At 65.0% G+C, this 24,826-nt stretch carries 21 protein-coding genes and 1 tRNA gene; 9 read left to right on the top strand and 13 right to left on the bottom strand.

Annotation, left to right across the window (positions count from 1 at the left end; genetic code table 11):
* Positions 1–72: 72 nt before the first annotated feature.
* The 9 genes from QQ658_RS05565 to lysA form a co-directional block, all read right to left on the bottom strand.
* A complete protein-coding gene (locus QQ658_RS05565; protein ID WP_286026665.1) occupies positions 73–1,179 on the bottom strand; it encodes an MraY family glycosyltransferase in 1,107 nt (368 codons plus the stop codon).
* A complete protein-coding gene (locus QQ658_RS05560) occupies positions 1,172–1,996 on the bottom strand; it encodes an L-threonylcarbamoyladenylate synthase (RefSeq protein ID WP_286026664.1) in 825 nt (274 codons plus the stop codon). The genes QQ658_RS05565 and QQ658_RS05560 overlap by 8 nt, the downstream gene beginning before the upstream one ends.
* Complete coding sequence (prmC, locus tag QQ658_RS05555; RefSeq protein ID WP_286026663.1) at positions 1,989–2,861, bottom strand: peptide chain release factor N(5)-glutamine methyltransferase; 873 nt, start codon at positions 2,859–2,861, stop codon at positions 1,989–1,991. The genes QQ658_RS05560 and prmC overlap by 8 nt, the downstream gene beginning before the upstream one ends.
* Positions 2,858–3,943, bottom strand: a complete 1,086-nt coding sequence (prfA, locus tag QQ658_RS05550; protein ID WP_286026662.1) for a peptide chain release factor 1 — start codon at positions 3,941–3,943, stop codon at positions 2,858–2,860. Before prfA ends, prmC begins: the two co-directional genes overlap by 4 nt.
* A 187-nt stretch (positions 3,944–4,130) precedes the next feature.
* Positions 4,131–4,340 carry a 50S ribosomal protein L31 gene (gene rpmE, locus QQ658_RS05545; protein WP_286026661.1) on the bottom strand — a complete coding sequence of 70 codons (210 nt, stop codon included), beginning with the start codon at positions 4,338–4,340 and terminating at the stop codon, positions 4,131–4,133.
* 122 nt (positions 4,341–4,462) lie between these two features.
* A complete protein-coding gene (rho, locus tag QQ658_RS05540) occupies positions 4,463–6,370 on the bottom strand; it encodes a transcription termination factor Rho (RefSeq protein WP_353057947.1) in 1,908 nt (635 codons plus the stop codon).
* Positions 6,371–6,696: 326 nt separating this feature from the next.
* Positions 6,697–7,320: a bifunctional phosphoserine phosphatase/homoserine phosphotransferase ThrH gene (thrH, locus tag QQ658_RS05535; RefSeq protein WP_286026659.1), complete on the bottom strand. Its 624-nt coding sequence runs from the start codon at positions 7,318–7,320 to the stop codon at positions 6,697–6,699.
* Entirely contained in the window at positions 7,321–8,646 is a 1,326-nt protein-coding gene (locus tag QQ658_RS05530; protein WP_502928937.1) for a homoserine dehydrogenase, read from the bottom strand.
* Positions 8,646–10,049: a diaminopimelate decarboxylase gene (gene lysA, locus QQ658_RS05525; RefSeq protein WP_286026657.1), complete on the bottom strand. Its 1,404-nt coding sequence runs from the start codon at positions 10,047–10,049 to the stop codon at positions 8,646–8,648. The genes QQ658_RS05530 and lysA overlap by 1 nt, the downstream gene beginning before the upstream one ends.
* A 372-nt stretch (positions 10,050–10,421) precedes the next feature.
* Between lysA and QQ658_RS05520 the strand changes: the two genes are divergently transcribed.
* The 4 genes from QQ658_RS05520 to QQ658_RS05505 all read left to right on the top strand — a co-directional run bounded on the left by QQ658_RS05520 (position 10,422) and on the right by QQ658_RS05505 (position 16,325).
* Positions 10,422–10,496, top strand: a tRNA-Arg gene (locus QQ658_RS05520).
* A gap of 75 nt (positions 10,497–10,571) precedes the next feature.
* Positions 10,572–11,843, top strand: coding sequence for a glycosyltransferase family 87 protein (locus tag QQ658_RS05515; RefSeq protein ID WP_286026656.1), 1,272 nt, complete (start codon positions 10,572–10,574; stop codon positions 11,841–11,843).
* A gap of 217 nt (positions 11,844–12,060) precedes the next feature.
* Positions 12,061–15,864: a multifunctional oxoglutarate decarboxylase/oxoglutarate dehydrogenase thiamine pyrophosphate-binding subunit/dihydrolipoyllysine-residue succinyltransferase subunit gene (locus tag QQ658_RS05510; protein ID WP_286027039.1), complete on the top strand. Its 3,804-nt coding sequence runs from the start codon at positions 12,061–12,063 to the stop codon at positions 15,862–15,864.
* Between the two features lie 209 nt (positions 15,865–16,073).
* Positions 16,074–16,325 (top strand): WhiB family transcriptional regulator, encoded by a 252-nt coding sequence (locus QQ658_RS05505; RefSeq protein ID WP_286026655.1) that lies wholly within the window; start codon positions 16,074–16,076, stop codon positions 16,323–16,325.
* A gap of 17 nt (positions 16,326–16,342) precedes the next feature.
* On the opposite strand, the gene QQ658_RS05500 is transcribed toward QQ658_RS05505, so the two are convergent.
* Entirely contained in the window at positions 16,343–17,818 is a 1,476-nt protein-coding gene (locus tag QQ658_RS05500) for a sensor histidine kinase (protein ID WP_286026654.1), read from the bottom strand.
* A gap of 338 nt (positions 17,819–18,156) precedes the next feature.
* Here QQ658_RS05500 and QQ658_RS15525 point away from each other — a divergent pair, with 338 nt between their 5' ends.
* Positions 18,157–18,231 carry a 50S ribosomal protein bL37 gene (locus tag QQ658_RS15525; RefSeq protein ID WP_502928952.1) on the top strand — a complete coding sequence of 25 codons (75 nt, stop codon included), beginning with the start codon at positions 18,157–18,159 and terminating at the stop codon, positions 18,229–18,231.
* A 250-nt stretch (positions 18,232–18,481) separates the two neighbouring features.
* Here QQ658_RS15525 and QQ658_RS05495 read toward each other — a convergent pair whose 3' ends face one another.
* Both QQ658_RS05495 and QQ658_RS05490 read right to left on the bottom strand, forming a co-directional pair.
* Positions 18,482–18,757 carry a zf-HC2 domain-containing protein gene (locus QQ658_RS05495; RefSeq protein WP_286026653.1) on the bottom strand — a complete coding sequence of 92 codons (276 nt, stop codon included), beginning with the start codon at positions 18,755–18,757 and terminating at the stop codon, positions 18,482–18,484.
* Complete coding sequence (locus QQ658_RS05490; RefSeq protein ID WP_286026652.1) at positions 18,750–19,361, bottom strand: sigma-70 family RNA polymerase sigma factor; 612 nt, start codon at positions 19,359–19,361, stop codon at positions 18,750–18,752. Before QQ658_RS05490 ends, QQ658_RS05495 begins: the two co-directional genes overlap by 8 nt.
* Before the next feature lie 236 nt (positions 19,362–19,597).
* Here QQ658_RS05490 and QQ658_RS05485 point away from each other — a divergent pair, with 236 nt between their 5' ends.
* From QQ658_RS05485 to QQ658_RS05470, 4 genes are read left to right on the top strand one after another with little or no spacing between them, the layout of a single operon-like run.
* Entirely contained in the window at positions 19,598–20,224 is a 627-nt protein-coding gene (locus tag QQ658_RS05485) for a DoxX family membrane protein (protein ID WP_286026651.1), read from the top strand.
* Positions 20,221–21,543, top strand: coding sequence for a 3-phosphoshikimate 1-carboxyvinyltransferase (gene aroA / locus QQ658_RS05480; protein ID WP_502928951.1), 1,323 nt, complete (start codon positions 20,221–20,223; stop codon positions 21,541–21,543). The genes QQ658_RS05485 and aroA overlap by 4 nt, the downstream gene beginning before the upstream one ends.
* Positions 21,540–22,562, top strand: a complete 1,023-nt coding sequence (rsgA, locus tag QQ658_RS05475) for a ribosome small subunit-dependent GTPase A (protein ID WP_286026649.1) — start codon at positions 21,540–21,542, stop codon at positions 22,560–22,562. Before aroA ends, rsgA begins: the two co-directional genes overlap by 4 nt.
* Positions 22,563–22,571: 9 nt before the next feature.
* Positions 22,572–23,408 carry an inositol monophosphatase family protein gene (locus QQ658_RS05470; RefSeq protein ID WP_286026648.1) on the top strand — a complete coding sequence of 279 codons (837 nt, stop codon included), beginning with the start codon at positions 22,572–22,574 and terminating at the stop codon, positions 23,406–23,408.
* Between the two features lie 221 nt (positions 23,409–23,629).
* Here the strand turns inward: QQ658_RS05470 and serA are convergent, their stop codons facing one another.
* On the bottom strand, positions 23,630–24,820 hold the full coding sequence (gene serA, locus QQ658_RS05465; RefSeq protein WP_286026647.1) for a phosphoglycerate dehydrogenase: 1,191 nt from the start codon (positions 24,818–24,820) through the stop codon (positions 23,630–23,632).
* Between the last annotated feature and the right edge of the window lie 6 nt (positions 24,821–24,826).

Genomic DNA, 24,826 nt, shown 5'->3' with positions numbered 1-24,826 from the left:
TTGATGAAACCATGCGACCGTTGAATTCGAGTGTAGGGCATTTGATCACAGATCACGTACCTCTTAATGCGGTTAGTTCGTTTTCTTCTCGGCACGATGCCCGGGGTTGAGCGTCACGACGGTCGCGATCAGCGCCCCTCCGGCGATAATAGCCAACGCGAACGGGGCTTGCACCAAGCCAAGTGCAATCACCCCGTATGCGATGACGCCAGTCCACAGATAGATCACGAAAACCGCGTTGACTACCGAATGCCCGCGTTTCAGAAGCCGGTGGTGCAGGTGCTGTTTGTCGGCGACGAACCACCATTTCCCCTGCCAAGTTCGACGAATATATGCAGCCGCAAGATCAAAAAGTGGCAAAGCCATGATCGCGAACGGCAGGGCCAGGGGCAGCCAATACGGCAGCACGCCGGTGGTCTGTGGGCTCAGCGACTGCGAATCGATCTGACCCGTGAATGACAACGACGAACAGGAAAGAAGCAAACCCAGCAGCATCGATCCGGCATCGCCCATGAACATCCTGGCCGGGTGAAAATTGTGCGGTAGAAAGCCCAGACAAATTCCTGTGGTGGTCACCGACACCAGGCTCGCTGTGGTCGCCACCACCAGGTTCTGCTCCCGGGCCAGCACATAGGTGTAGATGAACATGGCGGACGCACCGATCGCCACCACGCCGGCGGCCAGGCCGTCGAGGCCGTCCATCACGTTGATCGCGTTCACGCAGACGAAGATGAACACCACCGTGATGATGATCGAGGTTGCCTGATCGAGGGCGATGATCCGGGTGGGCAGCGAGATCCAGTACATCCGCACACCGAAGAGCACCGCCACGCCCGCCGCCAGCACCTGACCGGCCACCTTGGCGATGGCGGGCAGGTCGATGATGTCGTCGATGACACCGACGATGCAGATCACCGCGGCGGCCGCGAGGATGCCGAGCGAATCCTTGGTGACGACCTGGTGACGCCCCAGGAAGGGCATCATCGACCCCAGCAGAAATGCCACCGCCACGCCTGCCAGCATGGCGACTCCCCCGAGATAGGGAGTCGGACGAGTATGTACGTCGCGCACGCGCGGCTGCGCCTCGATGCCGAACCTCGTCGCGGTCGCCCGGCACAGCCCCGACAACAAGTACGTCGTCGCCGCGGCTGTCAGCATCACCAGCAGATATTCACGCATCCGGCGTCTGCTCGGGTACGGGTTCGGATGGTGACGGCGGCCCGGCCGCGAGGTCTTCTGATGACTCCGGTTCGGGCTGTGGCTCCGCACTCGGCGCCGGCTCGGGCGCCTGCGGGGCCGCGATGTCGGCAAGGTTCGGCATCACGGTGGCGAGTTGCGCGTATCCCAGCACTCCGGCGCGGACGATTCGTCCGTTCGTGGCGCCGGCCAGATCGATGATCGTGGAGGCGGTCGGCCCGGGGGTCGTCCCGCCGTCCAGGTACACGGCCACCGAATCTCCGAGTTGCTCGATGGCCTCGTCGATGCTGGTTGCCGGTGACCGGCCCGAGATGTTGGCGCTGCTCACGGCCAGTGGCCCGGTCTGCCGGAGCAATTCCCGGGTCTCGGCCTGATCGGGCACCCGCACGGCGATGGTGCCCTCGGTCTTGCCCAGATCCATCCGCAGACTCGGCTGGGCCTTCATGATCAAGGTGAGGGCTCCCGGCCAGAATCGGTTGATCAGTGCGTCGACCTCGACCGTTACGTCGGCGACCAGGGCGCGCAACATGGCGGCTTCGGCGATCAGCACCGGCGGCGGCATATCGCGTCCCCGGTGCTTCGCGTCAAGCAGCCCCTGAACCGCATCGGGCTGCAGAGCGTCTGCCGCGATGCCGTAGACGGTATCGGTCGGCAGCACCACCAGCTGCCCCGCGGCCAGCGCCTGCTGCGCGGCCTGCAGGCCCTGGTCGTGTTGGTCGGCCGAGAGATCGAAGCGCCGCCACTTCGGCGGCTGCCCTCGTTCCTCGGACGAATCGGGTGTCGTGGACAACTCACTCACCGTCCCATCCTGGCACGCGCCGCCCGGTAACGAAACGTGGCCGCTCGGCGAGGTCGGCGTGTCCGGCGACCTCGGTGAAGTGGCCCAGGCGCAATTCGTCGAGCACGGCGGGCTGTTGATCGTCCCCGTGTTCGATCACCACCAGTCCGTCCGGACGAAGCAGCCGCGCGGCCTGCTCGATCACCACCCTGATCGCGGCCAAGCCGTTATCGGACGCGAACAGTGCCATCTCGGGGTCGTGCCGTTGCACGTCAATCGGCAATTCGGGACGCTGCGACAACGGGACATAGGGAGGATTGGCCACAACGACCGCTGCTTGCCCCGACTCTTCGGGCAGCGCTTCAGCCATGTCGGCCTCGACGATCTCGGTCGAGGAACCGGCCAGGTTACGGCGCAGCCAGATGGCCGCGACCGGATCTTTCTCCACGGCTATCACCCGGGTCAGGGGTGCCTCGTCGAGAATCGCTGCGCTGATGGCGCCCGATCCGGCGCACAATTCCACCGCCAGCGAACCGGGATGCCTCTTGGCCTCGTCGATGGCGGCGCCGGCCACCAATTCGGTCTCCGGCCGGGGAATGAAAACTCCCGGCCCGATTTCGAGCCGGACCCGCCTGAACCAGGCCTCACCGGTGAGGTACTGCACCGGTAGCCCGGACGCGCGCCCGGCAATCAGTTCGTGAAAACGCTCCTGCACATCGACATCGATCGATCGGGCGGTCACCAGTCCGGTGGCGGACAGGCGGCCGGCGTGCATCAGCAGTGTCCTTGCGTCCGCTTCGGGGGAAGGCAGCCCGGCGGTGGCCAGCACGCTTGCCCCGGCACGCAGCACGGCCCCCGGCCGATCGCCGGCCAGCGGAGTACTCACTGATCGGCCTTCTCCCCCACATGCGACAGGCGTTCTTCGAGGTCCGCCGCCTGAAGGGCCGAGATCAGCGGCTCCAGGTCGCCGGCCAACACCTGATCGAGATTGTGCGCCTTGAACCCGATCCGGTGATCGGCGATGCGGTTCTCGGGAAAGTTGTAGGTGCGGATGCGCTCGGAGCGGTCGACCGTGCGCACCTGAGACTTGCGCGCGGCGGCCTGCTGCTGAGCCTGTTCTTCCTCGGCCTTGGCCACCAGCCTGGCACGCAGAATGCGCAATGCCTGTTCCTTGTTTTGCAACTGGCTGCGCTCGTCCTGGCAGGTGACCACGATGCCGGAGGGAAGGTGGGTGATGCGCACGGCCGAATCCGTGGTGTTCACTCCCTGGCCACCCTTGCCGCTCGACCGGTAGACGTCGATGCGCAGATCGTCCTCGTTGATCTCGATCTCGTCGTCGTCGACATCGGGCATCACCAGCACGCCGGCCGCCGAGGTGTGCACCCGGCCTTGTGATTCCGTAACCGGGACGCGCTGCACGCGGTGCACGCCGCCCTCGAATTTCAACACCCCGTAGGGCGCCTGCCCGGGTTCGGGGTTCTTCGACGCCTTGATAGCAGCAGTCACCGACTTGAACCCGCCCAGATCGGTCGATTCCGAATCGAGGATCTGCACCTTGAACCCGCGCTGCTCGCAATAGCGCACATACATATTGAGCAGGTCGGCCGCGAACAGCGCCGACTCCTCACCGCCCTCACCCGATTTGATCTCCATGATGGCGTCACAGTCGTCGTTGGGGTCGCGTGGCGCGAGCAGCGCCGTCAGTTTCTCGGTGACGGCCTCCAATTGTTCGGCGATCGTCTGTTGTTCGCCGGCGAACGAGGGATCCTCTGCGGCCAGTTCACGGGCCGCTTGCTCGTCGGCGGCCAATTGGTCGTAATCGTCCAGGGTCTTGATGATCTGGCCCAGCTCGGCATAGCGGCGTCCGACACTGCGGGAACGTTTGACGTCACCGAGCACCGCCGGATCACTCATCTGCTGTTCCACATCGGCGTACTCGGCACGCATCGATTCGGCAGCTTCGAACATCGGTCCTCCTGCAGGACATCGTCAGCCAAGTTCTAAGAGAAAGGAAAGGATCGGGGAACGGTCGATCGTCCATCTCACCGGTCCCCAGCAGATCGCGGCGGGACGATCGAGCGGCCCTCCGGCTGCAATCTGCAACGAAAACGGGCGCCGGCAGTGGAAACCACTGCCAGCGCCCGCTGGAAGACTGCTAATTCTTCTTGCCGTAGCGGCGCTCGAAGCGAGCGACCCGGCCGCCGGTGTCGAGGATCTTCTGCTTGCCGGTGTAGAAGGGGTGGCACTCAGAGCAGACATCGACGCTCATGACGTCGGATTTGATGGTGCTACGGGTCTCGAACTGGTTTCCGCAGGTACACACGACCTTCACGTCGTGGTACTCGGGATGAGTCGACTGCTTCATGGTTTCTCCTAGATATCGTGCCGGGTCGCCCACCTGCTCGGACGTGAACCGGCGCCGTCGCGCGATCTTACCGCGCTCGATCGGCACAACCAAAATTGTGTCTGTTTTAATCCCGAAATGCCCTAAACCGCACCCGGTGTCGTCTTCGCGATGGAAACGATGAACTCCGGATTGCTGGTGGTCTTGCGCATCCGGCTGAGCAGGGTCTCCAGCGACTGCTGGTCGTCCATGCCGGCCAGCACGCGGCGCAGCTTCCAGATGATGTCGAGTTCGGCGCGCCCCATCAGCAGCTCCTCGCGGCGGGTGCTGGACGCGTCCACGTCGATGGCCGGGAAGATGCGCTTGTCGGCCAGCTGGCGCGAGAGCTTGAGCTCCATATTGCCGGTGCCCTTGAACTCCTCGAAGATGACCTCGTCCATCTTGGATCCGGTCTCCACCAGCGCGGTCGCGAGAATGGTCAGCGACCCGCCGTTCTCGATATTGCGGGCGGCGCCGAAGAACTTCTTCGGCGGGTACAGCGCGGCCGAATCCACGCCGCCGGACAGAATCCTTCCGGACGCCGGGGCCGCCAGGTTGTAGGCCCTGGCCAGCCTGGTGATGCCGTCGAGCAGGATCACCACATCGCGGCCCATCTCGACCAGGCGCTTGGCACGCTCGATGGCGAGCTCGGCGATCGAGGTGTGATCGTCGGCCGGGCGGTCGAAGGTCGACGCGATGACCTCGCCGGTGGTGGTGCGCTGGAAGTCGGTGACTTCCTCGGGCCGTTCGTCCACCAGCACCACCATCAGGTGCACCTCGGGATTGTTGCTGGTGATCGAGTTGGCGATCGACTGCATCACCATCGTCTTGCCGGCCTTCGGCGGCGAGACGATCAGACCGCGCTGGCCCTTGCCGATCGGGCTGATCAGGTCGATGATGCGTCCGGTCAGGTTCTGCTGAGTGGTCTCCATCCGCAACCGCTGCTGCGGGTAGAGCGGGGTCAGCTTCGAGAAATCGGCTCGATCCTTCATCTTCTCGGGCGGCTGGCCGTTCACCGTGTCGAGACGGACCAGCGGGTTGTACTTCTCGCGGCGCTCCCCCTCGCGGGCCTGCCTGATGGCGCCGGTGACGACGTCACCCTTGCGCAGGCCGTTGCGGCGCACCATCGACAGCGACACGTAGGCGTCGTTCGGCCCGGCCAGATAGCCGGAGGTGCGGACGAAGGCGTAGTTGTCCAAGACATCGAGAATGCCCGAGACCTCGACCAGAACGTCGTCGTCATGGACCGAGTCGTCGACCCGCTCGGACTCGTTGGAGTTGCCGCGGTGCCTGCGGTTGGAGCGGTCACGCTGGCGGCGATTGCGGGTGCGGCGGTTGCCGCCGGCCTGATCGTCGTCGTTGGAGTTGCGGGGGCCACGAGACTCGCCGGCGGTGCTCAGCTGCTTGGCGACTTCGGCGGCCGCCTGGCCACGCTTCTCGCCGCCCGTCGCACGGGTGGTCTCGCGCTCGCGCAGCCGTTCGCGGAGCTTGGGGTCTTGACCCAACGCGGCCAACCGGGCGCCGACGCTGTCTTCGGCGGCATTGTCGTTATCGGACGCCGTGGTCTCGCCGGAGGTGTCCGCCTGGTTCTCGGCCGTCCGCTGCCGCTGGCTGCGCTCGTTGCGCGAGGCACGAGGCTGCTCGGCCTGATCGTCGGCGAGTGTCGGCTGCTGGGCCTGATTCCGTCCGGCGTTGTCGGCAGAGCGCTGGCGGCGGCTGCGGGTACGGGAAGTGGTCTCGTCCGGTGCGCCGGATACCACGGCATCGGCCTTGGGGACGGACTCGGTTTCGTCGGTGGACTGAGTCGGCGCCTGCTCGGCCACAACTTGGTCGTTCCGGGGTGCCTTCTGGGAGGTTCGGGTCTTCCGGGGGGCGGGGCGGGTCTCGGCGCCGGCCGGGCGTCTGCCTTGTTGGGTGGCCTGGATGGCAGCCACAAGTTCGGCCTTACGCATGGTGCTCGCACCCTTGATGCCCAAACCAGCGGCAACCTTCTTCAGCTCAGGCAGCAGCATTGTGGACAATCCAGACCTGGGGCCAGCAGAGGTTTCGCTCACAAGATTCCTTTCCGCCACGAGGCGGCTTTACCAAAAGAGGTGGTGATGCTCGTCCGACCGGCACAAACTGGGCAGGTATGCAGCCCAACAGATCGCACACGAAGATGCGCGGATGCATGATTGGTTTGTCCTAGAGGACGCATGCCCCTGAACAATCAAAGGCATAACGGCTATTCGACTTGCCGTGCGTTGACGATAGTAGCAAACACCCGAACAAAAACGCGACATCTGCGGTTGCCGAGTTGCCGCGCCACGATCGACGCTCCGAAGACTCGCCGCCGCAGCTACCTGCGTCCGGCGGCGATCTGCTCGCTCGCGGCGGCGAAGGCGACGCGCAACTCGTCGTAGTCCCTCGTCGAGGTGAACTGCCCGAACTCGTCGATCACCCGCTGTGGCGCGTTGAACAGGATGCCGGCGTCGGCCTGGCCGAGCATCGAGGTGTCGTTGTAAGAGTCGCCCGCTGCGATGCAGCAGAAATTCAGCGACTGGAAGGCCTGCACCGCGTGACGTTTCTGGTCGGGCATCCGCAGCTTGTAGCCGGTGACATGTCCGTCGGACGCCACCTCCAGCCGATGGCAGAACAGGGTCGGCCTGCCCAGTTGGATCATCAGGGGTTCGGCGAATTCGTAGAACGTATCCGACAAGATCACCACCTGATAGCGCTCGCGTAGCCAGTCCACGAACTCCCGGGCGCCGGGCAGTGGTCCCAGCCCGGCGATGACCTTCTGAATCTGCGGCAGTTTCAGGCCGTGCTCGTCAAGCACCCGCAGCCGGTGGGTCATCAACTCGTCGTAGTCGGTGACATCTCGCGTGGTGAGGCGTAGTTCGTCGATGCCGGTGGTCTCGGCAACCGCGATCCAGATCTCGGGGACGAGCACGCCCTCCAGATCGAGACAGGCTATCTGCATCTACATGCCTTCCACTCGCAAGATCCGGACGTCGCTGAGCACCTTCGGGCTGGCCTTGAGCTGCGACAGACAGGCCATCAAATCGGCCTCGGCGGCCATATGCGTCATCAGACTCAACTCGGCCGATTCCCCGTCGCTGCGAGCGGCGTCGTCCGACGAGGACTGCAGGACCGTTTGCACCGAGATGCCGTGTCCGGCCAGGATGCCGGCGATGGCGGCGAGCACGCCGGGCTCGTCCACCACCCGCAGCCGCAGGAAGTACCGGGTGCGCACATCGCCCATCGGAGCGATTGTCTGCTTGTTGTAGTGGGTTTGATTGGGGCCGGCCACACCGCGCACCCGGTTGCGCGCAACCGCCACGAGGTCACCGGTCACCGCGCTTGCCGTGGGGGCGCCACCGGCGCCCGGCCCGAGGAACATCAGCCGTCCGGCGGCCTCCGACTCGACGAAGATGGCGTTATAGGCCCCGCCCACCGCCGCGAGTGGATGACCGGTCGGGATCAGCGCCGGGTGCACACGAACCGAGATCTCGGCCTCGTCCACCTGGCTGGCGATCGCGACCAGCTTCACCACGCAGCCGACCTCGCGGGCCGCCCGGATATCGTCGGGGACGATCCGGGTGATGCCTTCGCAATGCACGTCTGCGCTGTTCACCCTGGTGTGGAAGGCGAGACTCGCCAACAACGCGGCCTTCGCGGCGGCGTCATGGCCCTCCACGTCGGCGGTCGGGTCGGCCTCGGCAAACCCGAGATCCTGGGCCTGCACCAAGGCAGCCTCATAGTCGGTCTGCTCGGTGGTCATCTTGTCGAGGATGTAGTTCGTGGTGCCGTTGACGATACCCATCACCTGGTTGATCGAGTCGCCGACCAGCGATTCCCGCAGTGGTCTGATGATCGGGATCGCGCCGGCCACCGCTGCTTCGTAATAGACGTCGACGCCGGCACGTTCGGCCGCGTCGAAGATCTCCGCGCCGTGGGCGGCCAGCAAGGCCTTGTTGGCGGTCACCACCGACGCGCCGGCCTCGATGGCCTCCAGAACCAGGCTCTTGGCCGGTTCGATGCCGCCGATGAGTTCGATGACGATCTCGATGTCTCCGCGTTGCACCAGTTCGTGTGGGTCATCGGTGAACAGCTCGGGAGGCACGCCGGCGCGTTCCTTGGTCAGATCGCGGACGGCGACGCCCACGAGCTCAAGCGGGTGGCCGATTCGCGCAGCGAAGTCGTCGCCGTGCTCGAGGATCAGCCGGGCCACCTGGGTGCCCACGGTCCCCGATCCCAGCAAAGCCACCTTCAGGGGCTCGGCACCCTCCTGACGCACTCGCATCATCACTTCCCCACATCCAATGCCATCAGATCTTCCAAGGTCTCCCGGCGCAGCAGAACCTGTGTGGCGCCGTCGTTCACCGCGACCACCGGTGGCCGTGGAGTGTGATTGTAGTTGCTTGCCATCTCGCGGCTGTAGGCGCCCGCCGCGGGCACCGCGAGCAGGTCTCCGGGATGCACGTCAGCGGGCAGAAAGACGTCGTGGACGAGAATGTCGCCGCCCTCGCAGTGCTTTCCCACCACTCGGCAGAGCATCGTGTCTGCCTGGGACGCCCGGTTGGCCAGCGTCGCCGAATACTCGGCTGCGTACAGGGCCGGACGAATGTTATCGCTCATGCCGCCGTCAACGCTCACATAGACGCGTTGGGCTCCGCCTTCGAGATCGACCGGCTTCACGGTGCCCACCGTGTAGATGGCCATGCCGCTGGGCCCGACAATCGCCCGGCCCGGCTCGATGGACAGCTTGGGCTCGGTGATGCCGTAACCATGGGCCTCATGCTCGACGATCTCGCGCAGGTTGGCAGCCAACTCGTCGGCCGTCGAGGGCGAATCCTGGTTGGTGTACGCAATGCCGAATCCGCCGCCCAGGTCGAGCTCGGGCAGTTGGGTCCCGGTGGCGTCGGTGAATTGCGACAGCAGTTTCATGGTGCGTTTGGCGGCCACCTCGAAACCACCGGTATCGAAGATCTGCGAACCGATATGCGAGTGAATGCCGAGCAAGGTGATGTGCGGATCGTAGTGACAACGCACCATCGCCACCATGGCCTGATTGTTGGTGATCGAGAAGCCGAACTTCTGATCCTCGTGCGCGGTCGCGATGTACTCGTGAGTGTGGGCCTCCACGCCAGGGGTCACCCGCACCATCACCTTGGCATGCCAGTCGTTGGCCTCGCACAGGCCGACGATGCGGTCGAGCTCGTCCAGCGAGTCGACGATGATGCGTCCGATGCCCGCCTCCAGCGCGGTCGCCAACTCGCCGAGGCTCTTGTTGTTGCCATGCATGCCGATGCGTGCCGGATCGAAGCCCGCGTCCAGAGCGGTGGCCAGCTCGCCGGCCGAGCAGACATCCAACGACAAGCCCTCTTCGTCCACCCAGCGCGCGATGGTGCGGGTCAGGAAGGCCTTGCCCGCGTAGTAGACCGTCCATCCGGCGAAGGCGTCACGAAAGTCGCGGGCCCGGGTGCGGAAGTCTTGTTCGTCCAGCAAATACAGCGGGCTGCCGAACTGTTCGACGGCATCGGTGACACGTATTCCGCCGCTACTGACCACACCGTCGGCGGTCCGCTTGGTCGTCACACTCCACAAGGCGGCATCGAGTTCATTGGGGTCGGCCGGACGCTCCAGCCACTGCGGGCCCGGAGACGAAACATCGGCATGGATAGCGCCGGCGACGTGCATATGAGTCACGATGACCTATTCTCCCAGACCGATTCAATTGCTGCCACAATGTCCAACCTGCCGGTTTCGCCCGGCTGAACCGTTACCCCTGACCCGGGTTGCCGACTCGAACCCGCCGGTTCCGCCTGGCTGAACCGCAACTCCTGACCCCCAGGTTGCCGACTCGAACCCGCCGGACCACAGGCCCCTGATCCCCGGGATGCGAGTCTTGTACCGATACTCACTGGGCCGGCAGGGCGCGTTCACCGGCCGCCCGCGAACGCGCCGCCGCGCCCATCTGCGCGGTGGCACCGCGCATTTCCTGCCGGGCGCTTCACGGTGCTAACCTGAACCGTGCCCAGCAAGCCTCGAACGGTTTGCCAGGCAAGTCCAGCGAGGCTTGCCCCCGTAGCTCAGGGGATAGAGCACCGCCCTCCGGAGGCGGGAGCGCGCGTTCGAATCGCGCCGGGGGCGCCACCACACCCATCAGGGTTTGAGACCTGGGAGTTCCGGTTGCACTTCTTGGACGGCGAGCGGCCTGCCGCTGCGCGCATGGCGTGGGTGACCGGCTTCGTCGCATTCGCCTTCTGGCTGCTCAGCCGGGCATTGATGGCGCTGCTGTGGAGCGACGCCGAGACCTTCATCGACCACGACGTGCGCTACTACTTCTGGCAGCTGGCGAACGACGGCGTCGCCGGTGCACTGATCGAGTACCCCACCCCGATCGCGGTCTTCTTGGACGCCATCCGGCTGGTCGCCGGGCCATCAGAGAATGCCTACGTCGCCGCATTCGTTCTGGTGATGGCCGTTCTCGACGGCATCGCCACTGTCTGGCTGTGGCATTCGCAGGGCCATGCCGCGGCCTGCTACTGGGCCGGCTACACCTTCGCGATCGGCTCGCTGATCTGGTTCCGGATCGATCTCCTGCCGGCGGTGGCCGTGCTGGCGGCTTCCATCTGGATAGTCCGGCGTCCGGTCGCCTCCGGCGCAGCGATCGCCGTCGGCGCGGCGACGAAGCTGTGGCCTGCGATGCTGATAGCACCCATGTTGGGCACCGATCGGTGGGGCAAACGACGCAGCTGGGGATTCCTGACGACGGGCGCGGCACTCGGGCTCGCCTCGCTCGCCTTCTTCGGCTGGACGCGATCGGCTTCTCCCCTCGGCTGGCAATCCGACCGCGGGCTGCAGATCGAGTCGATCATGGCCACCGTGCCGATGATCCGGCACGCATTTGCGCCGGTCGACCGGTACTACACGGAGTTATCGCAGTATAACGCCTGGGAGATCTATGGGCCCGGAGTCGACCAGTGGCTCATCGCCGCCGACTGCCTATTGGCCGCGAGTGTCGTCCTGGCGCTGGTTCTCGGCTGGCTTATCGCCTTCGGCGGAGCGGGGCTGCCCGGGCATCGTCTGGCCCAGGCCAACGATGCCGCCTGCATCTCCCAGCGCGGCCACGCCATTCTGCTCGCGCAGGTGGCGCTCATCTGCCTGACGATCATGGCCAATAAGACCTTCAGCCCGCAGTACATGATCTGGCTGGGCGGCCCGCTCGCGGTTCTGCTGTCGAGGCCGCTGCCCCGCAAGGACAAGGTGGCCGCACGCCTGCTGGCGGGCCTCGGACTGGTCTGCGCAGCCCTCACCCATCTCGTCTTCCCGTTGAACTATTCGGGGTTGATCAGCGAGCATGCACATCCGGGCGAGACCCGCTTGCTGGTCGCGCGCAATCTCGTGATGGTCGCGCTTTGTCTCACCTCGGTTACGCTCGCACTGAAATCGGCGTGGCGGTGTGGCCGAGTCCACCCGGAACCCGATTCCGCCCGTTAGAGTTGACAAAACAATTGCACCTTGAACTACCGATGGGTGTTCGGCAGTTCGGATCTGGCGATGGACGCCGTTATGCCAGGCGCGATGCGGCAGATCCGAAATCGAACACCGGTAGGTCGGGGTGGGATCTGGTTCCCGGCCGTGGCCGGGAGGCGGGTCCGCGGTTCGTGCAGTGCCTATCAGGGAAGGGGCGAAGCGGCGTCCGGCCGCAGCACGTATGTCCAACTTTGACGATTTCGGCGCCAATGACTGGCTCATCGAAGATATGCGTGAGCGCTACGAGAACGATCCCTCCTCGGTCGACCCACAGTGGGTGACGTTCTTCAGCTCTCAACCGAATACGACCACCACCCCCGACCCGTCCTCCCCCACACCACCACCAACCCCCGCTTCGCCGTCAGTGCACCAACAAGGTGCCCCGGCCACCGAAACGGCTGCCGAGCAGCCATCCGGCGCTCAGCAGAAGGCCGCCGCCGCGGTATCGCCGACTCCCCCGGTCGCCACGGTCGAGCCCAAGGATGAACGTACCGAGTCTCCCAGTCAGCCCGGTACTGCGTCCGGCTTGGGCCCCGAGGTGCCCAACCCCTATCTGCGTACCCGGCTTTCCGAGGACGGCCCGCGCCGCACCGTGATGAAGGGCGCGCCGATGCGCACCGCCCGCAATATGGACGCCTCCCGGTCGATGCCGACGGCGACCTCGGTGCGCAGTGTTCCGATGAAGCTCGTGCTCGAGAACCGCGCCACCATCAACAACTTCTTACGGCGCAGCCGCGGTGGAAAGGTGAGCTTCACCCACATCATCGGCTATGCGATGATCCAGGCCATCCGGGCCGTGCCCTCGATGAACTGCTCCTACGACGAGACCGCCGACGGCAAGCCGGTGCTGGTGGAGCACCAGGACATCAATCTGGGCATCGCCGTCGATGTCGTCAAGGGCGATCAGCGCCAGCTCCTGGTGCCCAATATCAAGGCCTGCGAAGATCTGAACTTCGCCCAGTTCTATGCAGAATACGAAGCCCTCATTCACAAGGCACGCGACGGCAAGCTGGTCGTCGACGACTTCGCCCACACCACCGCTTCGCTGACCAATCCCGGTGGGCTCGGCACCAACATGTCGGTGCCCCGATTGATGCCCGGACAAGGTCTGATCCTCGGCGTGGGTTCGATCGCCTACGCTCCCGATTTCGAGGGCACCAGCCAGGTCGCCCTCACCCAGATGGCCGTCAGCAAGGTCACCACGCTGACCTCCACCTATGACCACCGGGTCATCCAGGGCGCCCAGAGTGGCGAATTCCTGCGCAAGATGCACCAACTGCTGCTCGGCGCCGACGGCTTCTATGAGCAGATCTTCGAGGCCCTGCGCATCCCCTATCCGCCGCTCAAGTGGGCTGCCGACATCCCGACCAACCGCACCAATCACGTCAGCAAACAGGCGCGGGTGGTGTCGCTGGTCAACTCCTTCCGCCATCTCGGCCATCTGCAGGCCGATGTCGATCCGCTCGAGTACAAGATGCGGACCCACCCCGACCTGGAGCTCGAAACCCACGGCCTGACGCTGTGGGATCTTGACCGCGAATTCCCGGTGGGACGCTTCGCCGGCGAGCAGCTCGGCTTCATGACCTTGCGGCAGATTCTCGACGTGCTGCGCGATACCTATTCGCACACGATGGGTATCGAGTACATGCACATTCACGATCCCGAGCAGCGGCAGTGGTTCCAGCAACGGCTGGAAGCGCCGCACCAGTCCCGGCCCCGCACCGAGCACCTGCGTATCCTCGACGAGCTGAGCGAGGCGGAGGTCTTCGAGACCTTTCTGCAGACCAAGTACGTCGGCCAGACCCGATTCAGCATGGAGGGTGCCGAGTCGGCGATCGTGATCTTGTCGGAGATCTGTGAGCTGGCGGCCGACGACTCGATCGCGGAGATCTGCATCGGCATGCCGCACCGCGGCCGGCTGAATGTGCTCGCCAATATCGTCGGCAAGGCCTATTCGCAGATCTTCCGCGAATTCGACAACCGGGCGGTCGACGAAGAAGTCATCAGCGGCGACGTCAAATACCATCTCGGGTCCGATGGTGAATACACCGCGGCAAGCGGACGCACCGTGCGGACCTCGCTCGCCGCCAACCCGTCACATCTGGAGGCCGTGGATCCGGTGCTCGAGGGCATCGCGCGCGCCAAGAACGACCGATTGGCGATCACCGACTCCTCGCTTCAGCAAAACCCGCATCCGGTGCTTCCGGTGCTCACCCACGGCGATGCCTCGTTCGCCGGCCAGGGCGTGATCTACGAGACACTGCAGATGAGCCAGCTGCGTCCCTACCGCAACGGCGGCACCATCCATCTGGTGGTGAACAACCAGATCGGTTTCACCACCGGCCCCGCAGACGGACGCAGCTCCGTGTACGCGACCGATGTCGCCAAGGCGGTTCAGGCTCCCGTCATCCATGTCAATGGCGATGACCCGGACTCCTGTGCGCTGGCCGCCCAACTCGCCTTCGAGTACCGGCAACGATTCGCGAAGGATGTCGTCATCGACATGCTCTGCTATCGCCGGCGCGGCCACAACGAGGGCGACGAGCCGAGCTTCACGCAGCCCCTCACCTACGGTCTGATCGAGAAGAAGCGTCCGGTACGCAAGCTGTATACCGAACAGCTGATCGGCCGCGGCGATATCTCGCTGGCCGATGCCGAGCAGGCGGTGAACAAATTCCGTGACCGGCTCGAAGAAGTGTTCACTGCCGTGCGCGACCCCGAGGTACCGATGGACGACGAGACCTACCGGCTGGTGCCGGTGTATCCGTCGAAGCGCAAGGCCGAGGTCGGCACGGCAGCCGATCCGGAACAGATCGAGGCCGTCGCCTCGGTTTACAGCAGTCTCCCCCAGGGTTTCCATGTGCATCCGAAGCTCGCTCCGCAGCTCGCTCGCCGGGTGAAGGCCATTCATGAGGGCCCGATCGACTGGGCGACCGGAGAGTTGCTCGCCTTCGGCAGCCTGCTGATGGACGGCTACCCCGTCCGTCTGGTGGGCCAGGACACCAGGCGCGGCACCTTCAGCCAGCGTTTCGGGGCGATCGTCGATCACCTGACCAGTGAGTCCTGGGTGCCGTTGAAGCACCTTTCGTCCGACCAGGCACCCTTCGACATCTATGACTCGCTGCTCAGCGAATACGCCGCCATCGGCTTCGAATACGGCTACTCGGTCGCCGCGCCCGGCTCTCTGGTCTGCTGGGAGGCCCAGTACGGCGACTTCGCCAACGGCGGCCAGACCATCCTGGACGAATTCGTCGCCTCCGGCTTCGCCAAGTGGACGCAGAAGTCGGGCGTCGTATTGCTGTTGCCGCACGGTTACGAGGGAGCCGGCCCGGACCACTCGAGCGCCCGCATCGAACGCTTCCTGCAGATGTGTGCCGGGGACAACATGGCGGTCTGCCAGCCTTCGACGCCCGCCAGCTACTTCCACCTGCTGCGCCAGCACGCCCAGGTCAACTGGCATCGCCCGCTGGTGGTCGCCACGCCCAAGTCGATGCTCCGCAACAAGCTTGCGGTCTCGCAGCCGGAAGATTTCACCTCCGGCACCTGGCGTCCGGTGCTGCCCGATCCGACGATCACCGATCCTTCGAAGGTCGAACGTATCTTGCTGTGCTCGGGCAAGATCCGCTGGGATCTGGTACAGCAAAGAGAGCAGCTGGGCCTGCAGGACAAGGTCGCGATCCTCACCCTGGAGCGGATCTTCCCGCTGCCCGATGCGGCGCTGGCCGCCGAACTGGAGCAGTTCGGCCACGTCGACGACATTCGCTGGGTACAAGATGAGCCCGCCAACCAGGGGCCGTGGGAATTCCTGCGGTTGCACTTCCAGCCCGCGATGAGCCAGCGCCTGGGGCATGACTTCACCCTGCGCCCGTTCACGCGTCCGATGGGAGCGGCCGCGTCGACCGGTTCGTCGGCCGTGCACCGGGCCGAAGAACAGGCCCTGCTCGAATCCGCGCTGAGCGCCGGCCAGCCGAACGCCGGCAGCTGAGAACCGAAGTCGTGGGTCAGCCGATCCATGCGTCCGCGCGTGGTCGGCCCGACCACGGCCGGGCTCCGGCATTTGATTCGCTCACAGCACAGGTCGATTTGCGACAAAGTTGCGGCAAACCCGGGTTGACCCCTACCGGAATTTGATCATTCATGGCAAGGTTAACGGGTTGGCGATTTATCTCACCGAACGAATAGGAGTCCCCACACATGGACTGGCGCCACCGCGCAGCTTGTCTGACAGAAGACCCGGAACTTTTCTTCCCCATCGGCAACACGGGGCCTGCCCTGGCCCAGGTCGAGGAGGCGAAGATGGTCTGCCGGCGCTGCGAGGCACGCGAAGAATGCCTGAAGTGGGCGCTGGAAGCCGGACAGGATCACGGCGTATGGGGTGGGATGTCAGAAGACGAACGCCGCGCCATGAAGCGTCGCGCCTCTCGGGCCCGACTGCGCAACAGCTGACGAAACTCCCAAGAAACTCAGGAGAGGGCTTGCGGGCCGCGAAGCTCGATCTCCACGCGGGCGGTGGCTCCGGGACGGCCCTGGTTGTCCCGAAGCATGAATCCGCCGTTCAGGTCACCCACCAGTGTCGCCACGATGGACAGCCCCAGGCTGCTGGCACCGCTCAGATCGAAGCCATCGGGTAGTCCTGCGCCGTCGTCGATCACTTCCAGGATGAGCTTGTTGTGCTCATGCACCGCATGCACGATCACCGTTCCGTTGTTCGACTGCAGGCCGTGCTCGATCGCGTTTTGGCATAGCTCGGTCATCACCAGCGACAGCGAGGTCGCGATGTCGCCGGGCACCGAGCCGAACGTTCCCTCGCGGCGAGCGATCACCTGACCCGCAGCTGAGGCGACGTCCCCCACCATCAACAAGATCCGGTCGGCGATCTGATCGAAGGGGACGGCCTCGTCGAATCCCTGGGAAAGGATCTCGTGCACGGCCGCGATCGACTGCACGCGGCGCTGGGCGTCCCGCAGTGCATCGCGCCCCTCCGGACTGTTCATCCGGCGCGATTGCAGCCTCAGCAGCGCTGCCACGGTCTGCAGATTGTTCTTCACCCTGTGGTGGATCTCGCGAATGGTCGCGTCCTTGGTCACCAGTTGGCGCTCGCGTTCGCGCAGCACGGTGACATCGCGGCACAGCACGATGGTGGCCACCCAGTTCGCGTCCTCGGTGAGCGGCAGAATCCGCAATCGGACGCTGGCCTGCGGCCGCTCCACGGTCACTTCCCAGCCGGCCCGCACCGGTTGCCCGGACGACGCCCCTTCGCGCTCGCGATTGAACTCCACGGTCACCGCCGGCAGCAGATGACGCACGTCGTCACCCAGCAGATCACCGGCAGCACCGAGTTTGCGCATGCAGCTGACCGCGTTCGGCGAGCAGTAGCGGATCGTGCCGTCGGTGTCGACCCACATCAACCCGTCACCCACGCGGGGGCTGGCCGTCGGGTCGCTCGGCGGATCGATCGGGAACTCGCCATGCCATAGCATCGCGCTGAGCACGTCGGCGACCGCGAGGTAGGTGTCCTCCAGCGCGCCCGGGGCGCGCACCCCCATCCGGTTCGTGTGACGTTCCACCACCGCGATGCATTCGTCGTGCCGAATGATCGGGATGGCCCAGGTATCGACCGGTATGCCGGCGCGAAGATTGTTGTCGCTCGTCTCCATGATCTCGTGGCTCAGATACGCCGCGGTCACCATGGAGTCGGCCTCATAGCGGATGTCCTCGCCCACCACGTCGTCGTCCAGCGCGGTCGGACCGGTCACCGGGCGAATCTGGGCCCCCGCCCAGAAGATGTTGTCGTCGTCCGCGTCGGGCAGCCACAAGACGAGATCGGAAAAGCTCGTGTCGGCAAACAACTGCCATTCGCTGACCAACGAGGTGAGCCATGTCCTGTCTGCCTCGTAGAGTCCACAGTAGGTGTTCATCACCTCAGACAGGCGCCGCATGACTTCCACCATAGACGGCGTCTGCAGACCGGTTCGCGGGGCGTCCCATCCCGTGGCGGTGGTCGCGGCAGGCTGAAAAGCACGCTAGGCGATACCTGCAATGGGTGAAACTGGCCGCGGGTCGAGGTGAGTCCGCGGGGCCGGATATGGGTTCGATATGGGTTCGATCCGATGCGAACGGTCGGTGATCGCAAGGCTGCCTACGAGCGCCAGGACGCAGGCCGGCAGGGCCGGGCAATCGAGCTGTTTGCCGCACGGTTTGGGATTGATCTCAGGTTTTGGCAAAATGGTTGATCGCGTGTTCAGCGCATTCACCGGTAGATCTGGAGGTCTCGAACATGGGAAAAGGTGGCCGCAAGCGTCGCGATCGTCGCAAGCACTCCGCAAACCACGGCAAGCGTCCCAACGCCTGAGCCCGGGCCCGAAACGATTCGGATCCGGGTCCGGATTCATCTGGTTCCGCGGGAGGGACGCTTCGGAGAATGATCGCTGCGACACGCTGATTCTTCGTCACACCCGCCGCAGTCCGTTCGATGGATCCACGGGCCTTGAGGTACAAGAAATGTCGGCCGCGAGATGACCTCGCCGGCCGACATTTTTCTATCTGCTCGTTCTTTTTTTATCTGCTCATTCAAATCTGGCGTGTTCGCCGCAGACGAGCTGCTAGTCACCCGGATCGCTGTGGGCCACGTGCAGGCTGAGCCGCGACACCCGCACCCGCAGCGCTGCCGGAGCAGTGGTGGGGCCATAGCAGCGTCTCAGCATGGCACCGATGAACTGCTCGGCGTCGAAGTTGTCCATGCATCGTTCGCAGGCCAGCAGGTGCTGGCGGATCTCGTCCGCCGTCGATTCGGGCAATTCACCATGCAAAAACGCGTGCACGCTACGCATCGCGAAGGTGCAGGGGTCTTCGGTCATCCGCTGCGGATCCTCAGTCATCCTTGCGCTCCTGACCGATCCCCATGGTGGCCGCGTAGTCGCTCAGCTTCGTCCGCAGCTGGCTTCTTGCCCTGTTCAGACGTGACATGACTGTGCCGATCGGAGTTCCCATGATCTCGGCGATCTCCTTGTACGAGAATCCCTCGACGTCGGCCAACAGCACGACCTCCCGGAAATCGGGAGACAACGAATCCAGCGCCTGGTTGACCGCCGGATCGGGCATCCGATCAAGCGCCTCACGCTCGGCGGAAGGCAGGCCGCTGGAACTGTGTGAGGCGGCGCGCGCCTCTTGCCAGTCCTCGACGTCGGCAGAGCCGCTGGTCTGGGGCTGACGCTGGCTCTTGCGATAGGAATTGATATAGGTGTTCGTGAGGATCCGGTAGAGCCAGGCCTTCAAATTCGTACCCGGCGTGAACTGCTTGAACGAGCTGAATGCCTTGGTGTAGGTCTCCTGGACGACGTCCTCGGCATCAGTCGGGTTCCGCGTCATCCGCAAGGCAGCACCGTAGAGCTGGTCGAGGTAGGCCATGGCGTCGCGTTCGAACCGAGCGGCGCGTTCGTCCTCGGTCTCCACTTCGCGGGTATCGGTACTGGGAGTGATCATCGAGTCCAAGACTACCGAATCACGCAGGATCGGGCAGTAGCCCCCAGAACTTCTGGTGGCTACCCCTGCTGACCGTTCCTGCAATCTCACCGACATGTGAGTTGAAACGCGGCCAAGCGGTCCGGTATTCCCGTCCGGTGCCCCGTTGCCTCGGCGAACCGGCCCGGCAGCAGGAAAAATCGACGGATCTCGGCCAACAGCGTGCCTTCGCGGCCCAGACAAGGTAGGAATGAACTATGTCAATGCTGCGTTTCGCCGGTCGCGCGCTGTTCTCCAGTTATTTCATCGCCGATGGCTACCAGATGGTCGCCAAACCCGATAAGACCACCGACCAGGTCTCCGGCACGATCGACACGGTTGTGCCGGCCGTGCAGTCGGTGTTGCCCCCGAAAGTTGCCGACAAGGTGCCGGCCGATGCCCGCACCTGGACGCGCATCCTCGGTATCGCCCAGATCGTCGGCGGTCTGGCCTATGCGACGGGATGGTGCAGGCGTCCGGGCGCCGCCATCCTCGCTTGCGCCACCGTTCCCCGGGTGGTCTCCGCCGCCGGGCAGGGTGCCTCGGGACGCTCGGAATTGTTCTCCCAGTTGGCGCTGTTGGGTGGCACCGTGGTCGCCACCCAGGACACCGCCGGACGCCCGGGCATCGCCTGGCGTGCCGAGCAATCCAAGAGGGAAACCACCCAGCACGCTCAGCAGGCCCGTAAGGCCGTGGAGCAACAAGCCCAGCGGGTGGGCAAGAAGGCCACCAAGAAGGCCAAGCGCGCACAGAAAAAGGCTCAGCGCAAGGCACAGGCGGCGTCCAAAAAGGCGCAGGCAGCCTCGAAGAAGGTCCGCTCAGGGGTAAAGGACGCCGTCCGCTGAGCGCGGAAGACTCTGTGTGGCATGCGCCCGTGGCCTCTCGAAGGCTACGGGCGCTATGTCCGGTCCCGGGATCGAAATCCGAGTCCAACCGTGCCCTGGTGCTGGCAGCACTGGCTGACGCGCCGAGCCGGTTGACCGGCCTTTTGGCCGCCCGGGACACCGAGTTGATGATCGCGGCCCTGCGCGGTCTGGGTGTCGGTATCGACGAACCGGCAGCCGATGACGAGCCGGTCGTGTGGGTCAGACCCCCGCTGCGGTTCGCTGCGGCCGATGCCGGCATTGATTGCGGCCTGGCGGGCACCGTGATGCGCTTCGTGCCCCCGGTGGCTGCGCTCGCTCCCGGATCCACTCGGTTCTTCGGTGACGAGCGCGCAAGCGAGCGTCCGATGGCGCCCCTGCTGGACGGTCTTGGGCAACTGGGCGTCCGCATCGACGCCGACCGGCTGCCCTTCGTGATGGACGCTCCAGAGCACCTGAGCGGGCCATCGGTGTGCATCGATGCGAGTGATTCGAGCCAGTTCATCTCTGCCCTGTTGCTCGCCGCGCCGCGATTTACCTCCGGTATCGAGCTGGTTCACCGCGGCGCTTCGGTGCCGTCGCTGCCGCATATCGCGATGACCGTCGAGATGTTGCGTAGCCGTGGTGTCGAGGTCGACGATTCACAGCCCGGACGCTGGCGGGTGAAGCCCGGGGCAATCAGGGCCAAAGATCAGCGCATCGAGCCGGACCTCACCAATGCTGCGGTCTTTCTCGCCGCCGGTGTGCTCAGCAGGGGCGAAGTGAGGGTGCCTGGCTGGCCGGCCCACACCGTTCAGCCCGGGGCATCGATCGTCGACATCTTGGGCCGGATGGGTGCCGAGGCGAGCCTGGACGCCGACGGTTTGACCGCGAGGGCCTGCGGCGAGTTGCAGGGTGCCGCCATCGACCTGCACGAGGCCAGCGAGCTCACCCCGGTCGTCGCCGCCTTGGCGGTCTTCGCGAACGGCGACACCACGATCTCGGGCGTGGCACACATCCGCGGACACGAGACCGACCGGCTCCAAGCCATCGAGAACGAGTTGTCGAGCATCGGTTGCCGCGTACGGCAGACCGCGGACGGGCTCGTCATCGAAGGATCGGGAGCCGGTGGCGCAGGCCTCGAACCGACCCGCACGCTGCGCACCTATGCCGATCACCGGCTGGCTCATCTGGCCGCGCTGATCGGCCTGGTGGTACCCGGCATCGAACTGGACGACATCGGCGCTGTCTCGAAGACGATGCCCGATTTCACGACCCGCTGGGACCGGATGCTCGAACAGACCGAAGGCACCGCCCGGTGAGCCGCCACCGACTCGGCGACGCCTACGCCGATCTCGATCCCGACAGCTTCGGCAGGCCGGCGAAACGTACGCGTCCGCGCACCAAGGACCGGCCCGACTATTCGAAAGCCGAGCTGGGCAGGGTGATCACCGTCGACCGCGGCCGGTACCGCTGCCAGATGGCTGCGACCGGTCACATGGTCAGCGCCACCAAGGCCCGCCAATTGGGACGCAAGGGCGTCATCGTCGGTGACCTGGTGCGTGTGGTCGGCGATACCAGCGGCGGCGAGGGAACCCTGGCCCGCATCGTCGAGGTCAGGCCACGAGCGACCGTGCTGCGACGCACCGCCGACGACAATGACCCCAGCGAGCGTCCGCTGGTCGCCAATGCGGATCAGCTGATGGTCGTCTGCGCGCTGGCCGATCCCCCGCCGCGGACCGGCATGATCGACCGGATCCTGGTGGCCGCCTACGATGCGTCCATCGAACCGATCATCTGCCTCACCAAAGCCGATCTGGCCAGCCCCGATGAGATCATCGCGAGCTACCGGCCACTGGATGTGCCGATCGTGGTCACCCAACCGGGTTCGGATCTGCGTGAGGTCGACGAATTGCTGGCCGATCATGTCACGGTGCTGGTGGGCCACTCCGGAGTCGGCAAGTCCACGCTGATCAACCGACTGGTGCCCGATGCCGGTCGCGTCACCGCGGCGGTCAACGAGACCACCGGGCGCGGCAGGCACACCTCGACATCGGCGATCGCGCTGGAGCTGCCGACCGCCGACGGCTGGGTGATCGATACACCCGGTGTGCGCAGCTTCGGGCTCAGCCACGTGACGCCGCAGTCGGTGCTCGGTGCCTTCGGCGACCTGGCCGAATTCACCAAGGGCTGTCCCAGAGGGTGCACGCATACTGCCGGCGAACCGGAATGCGGTCTCGACGCCGCGGCCGCCGATGGCCTGCTTGATCCGGGGCGATTGGCATCGTTTCGGCGGATCATCGGCGCGGTCAGTGAACCCCTGGCGGGTGAATCCCGATAACGTGGGGGCATGGCCTCCTATATTGACGATCTGCGGCTGGCTCATCTGCTGGCCGACAACGCTGACTCCATCACCGAGTCCAGGTTCAAGGCTCAGGATCTGAAGGTGGAGTCGAAGCCGGATCACACCGCGGTCACCGATGCCGACCGCGCCGTCGAGGAGGCCTTGCGCAAGCTATTAGCGACCTCCAGGCCACGCGACGCGGTGCTGGGCGAGGAACTGCCCGATACCGGCTACGGCCCCAGGCAGTGGATCATCGATCCGATCGACGGCACCGCCAACTACGTGCGCGGGGTGCCGGTCTGGGCAACATTGATCGGTTTGATGATCGACGGCGTGGTGCGCGTCGGAGTGGTCAGCGCCCCGCTGCTCGGCAGGCGCTGGTGGGCCGCCGAAGGCGATGGCGCATTCGCCGGTAAATCGATCCTCAAGGCCGAGCGCATTCACACTTCAGCGGTGCGGAAAGTAAGCGATGCCTTCGTCTCCTACTCATCGCTGGGTGGCTGGATCACCTCGGGGCGCGGGCAAGGATTCGTCGACCTGCTGCGCGACGCCCATCGGACGCGTGGCTTCGGCGACTTCTGGAGCTACATGCTGGTCGCGGAAGGTGTGGTGGACGCCGCGGCCGAGCCCGAGCTTAGTCTCTGGGACAAGGCCGCGCTCGACGTGATCGTCCGGGAGGCCGGTGGCCGGTTCACCGACCTGGACGGCAACGACGGCTCCTACGGACCGGGAGCGATCGGGTCCAACGGGCCGCTGCACGACGAACTTGTCGAGCGCCTGGCGCTGGTTCAAGAGACCTATGAGGAGACCACCGGCATCATCATGCCGCTGCCGGACCGCTGATTCTTCCGGCGAACTGGTAGATCTTCCGGCGCAAAGCACCAGACGCATACCTATATGGGCGATTGTGGTTGCCGGAAAGTGAGCTTATCTTTTGCGCGAACGTCGGCAACCACAAACCGTCTTACTCAGCTGACCATGTGGGTGGTTTGGTTTGGGTCGCCGAAAAGCGAACCTCTGTTCTCGGTTTGCGTCGGCGACCCAACCGCCCACCCACCAAACTCTCAGTCGATCCGGCGTACCCGGACGGTGTCGGGAATCTCTTTGAGCTCCTGGATCAGGCCCGGACGCGCCGAGGTGACGTCGGTCACCACATAGCCGACCTCGGGGTTGGTGTTCAGCGCCTGGAAGGCGATATTTGCCTCGTGGGTGCTGAGCGACTGGGTCAGCCGGGCCAGCACGCCCGGCACGTTACGGTGAATGTGCAGCACCCTGGTGCCCTGCTGAGGCGACACCTGCACGTGCGGCAGATTCACGCTCATCAGCGTGGAGCCGGTGCCCAAGTAGTCGAGCAGCTTCGTCGCGACGAAACGGCCGATGTCGACCTGGGCCTCCTTGGTCGAGCCGCCGACGTGCGGAGTCAGGATCACGTTCGGCAGCCCCTGCAATTCGCTGTGGAACGGATCACCGGCGGCCTTCGGCTCGGTCGGATAAACATCGACCGCGGCACCGGCGATGTGCCCGGAGCGCACCGCGGCCGCCAGCGCGGCAGGCTCGAAGACGAAACCGCGGGACAGATTGAGGAACAACGAACGCGGGCGCATCTTGGCAAATTCGTCCGCCCCGAACAGCTTCGCATTGGCGGCCCGTCCGTCGACGTGCACGCTGATGGTCTCGGCCCGTTCCAGCAACTCGTCGAGGGTGTCGACGCGTTCGGCGTTGCCCAGGGCCAGCTTGTCGGCGATGTCGTAGAACAGCACCTTCATGCCGAAGGCCTCGGCGAGCACCGAAAGCTGGGAGCCGATGTTGCCGTAACCGACCAGCCCGAGTATGCGTCCGCGGACCTCGTGAGAGCCCGCGGCCGACTTGTCCCACAGGCCGTCGTGCATCTGCTTGTTCTTGTCGGTCAGGTGCCTGGCGAGAGCCACGATCTCGGCCATCGCCAGTTCGACCACGCTTCGGGTGTTGCTGTAGGGAGCGTTGAAGCAGGCGATGCCGGCCCGTGCGGTCGACTTGAGGTTGATCTGGTTGGTGCCGATGCAGAACGCCCCGATGGCCTGCAGATCCGGTGCGTGCTCCACCACCTTCGGCGTGATCTGGGTGCGCGACCGGATGCCGAGCAGGCTGACTCCGGCCAGGGCTTCGATGAGTTCGCTCTCGGCCAGCGCACCTCGGCGATTCTCGACCTCATAGCCGGCCTCGGTGAGAATGCGGGTGGCTTCGGGATGGATGTTCTCCAACAGCAGGGCTTTCACGTCGAC

The sequence above is a fragment of the Propionimicrobium sp. PCR01-08-3 genome (assembly GCF_030286045.1).
In the GTDB taxonomy this organism is placed as follows: domain Bacteria; phylum Actinomycetota; class Actinomycetes; order Propionibacteriales; family Propionibacteriaceae; genus Brooklawnia.
This window is presented reverse-complemented; position numbering and strand designations above follow the sequence as displayed.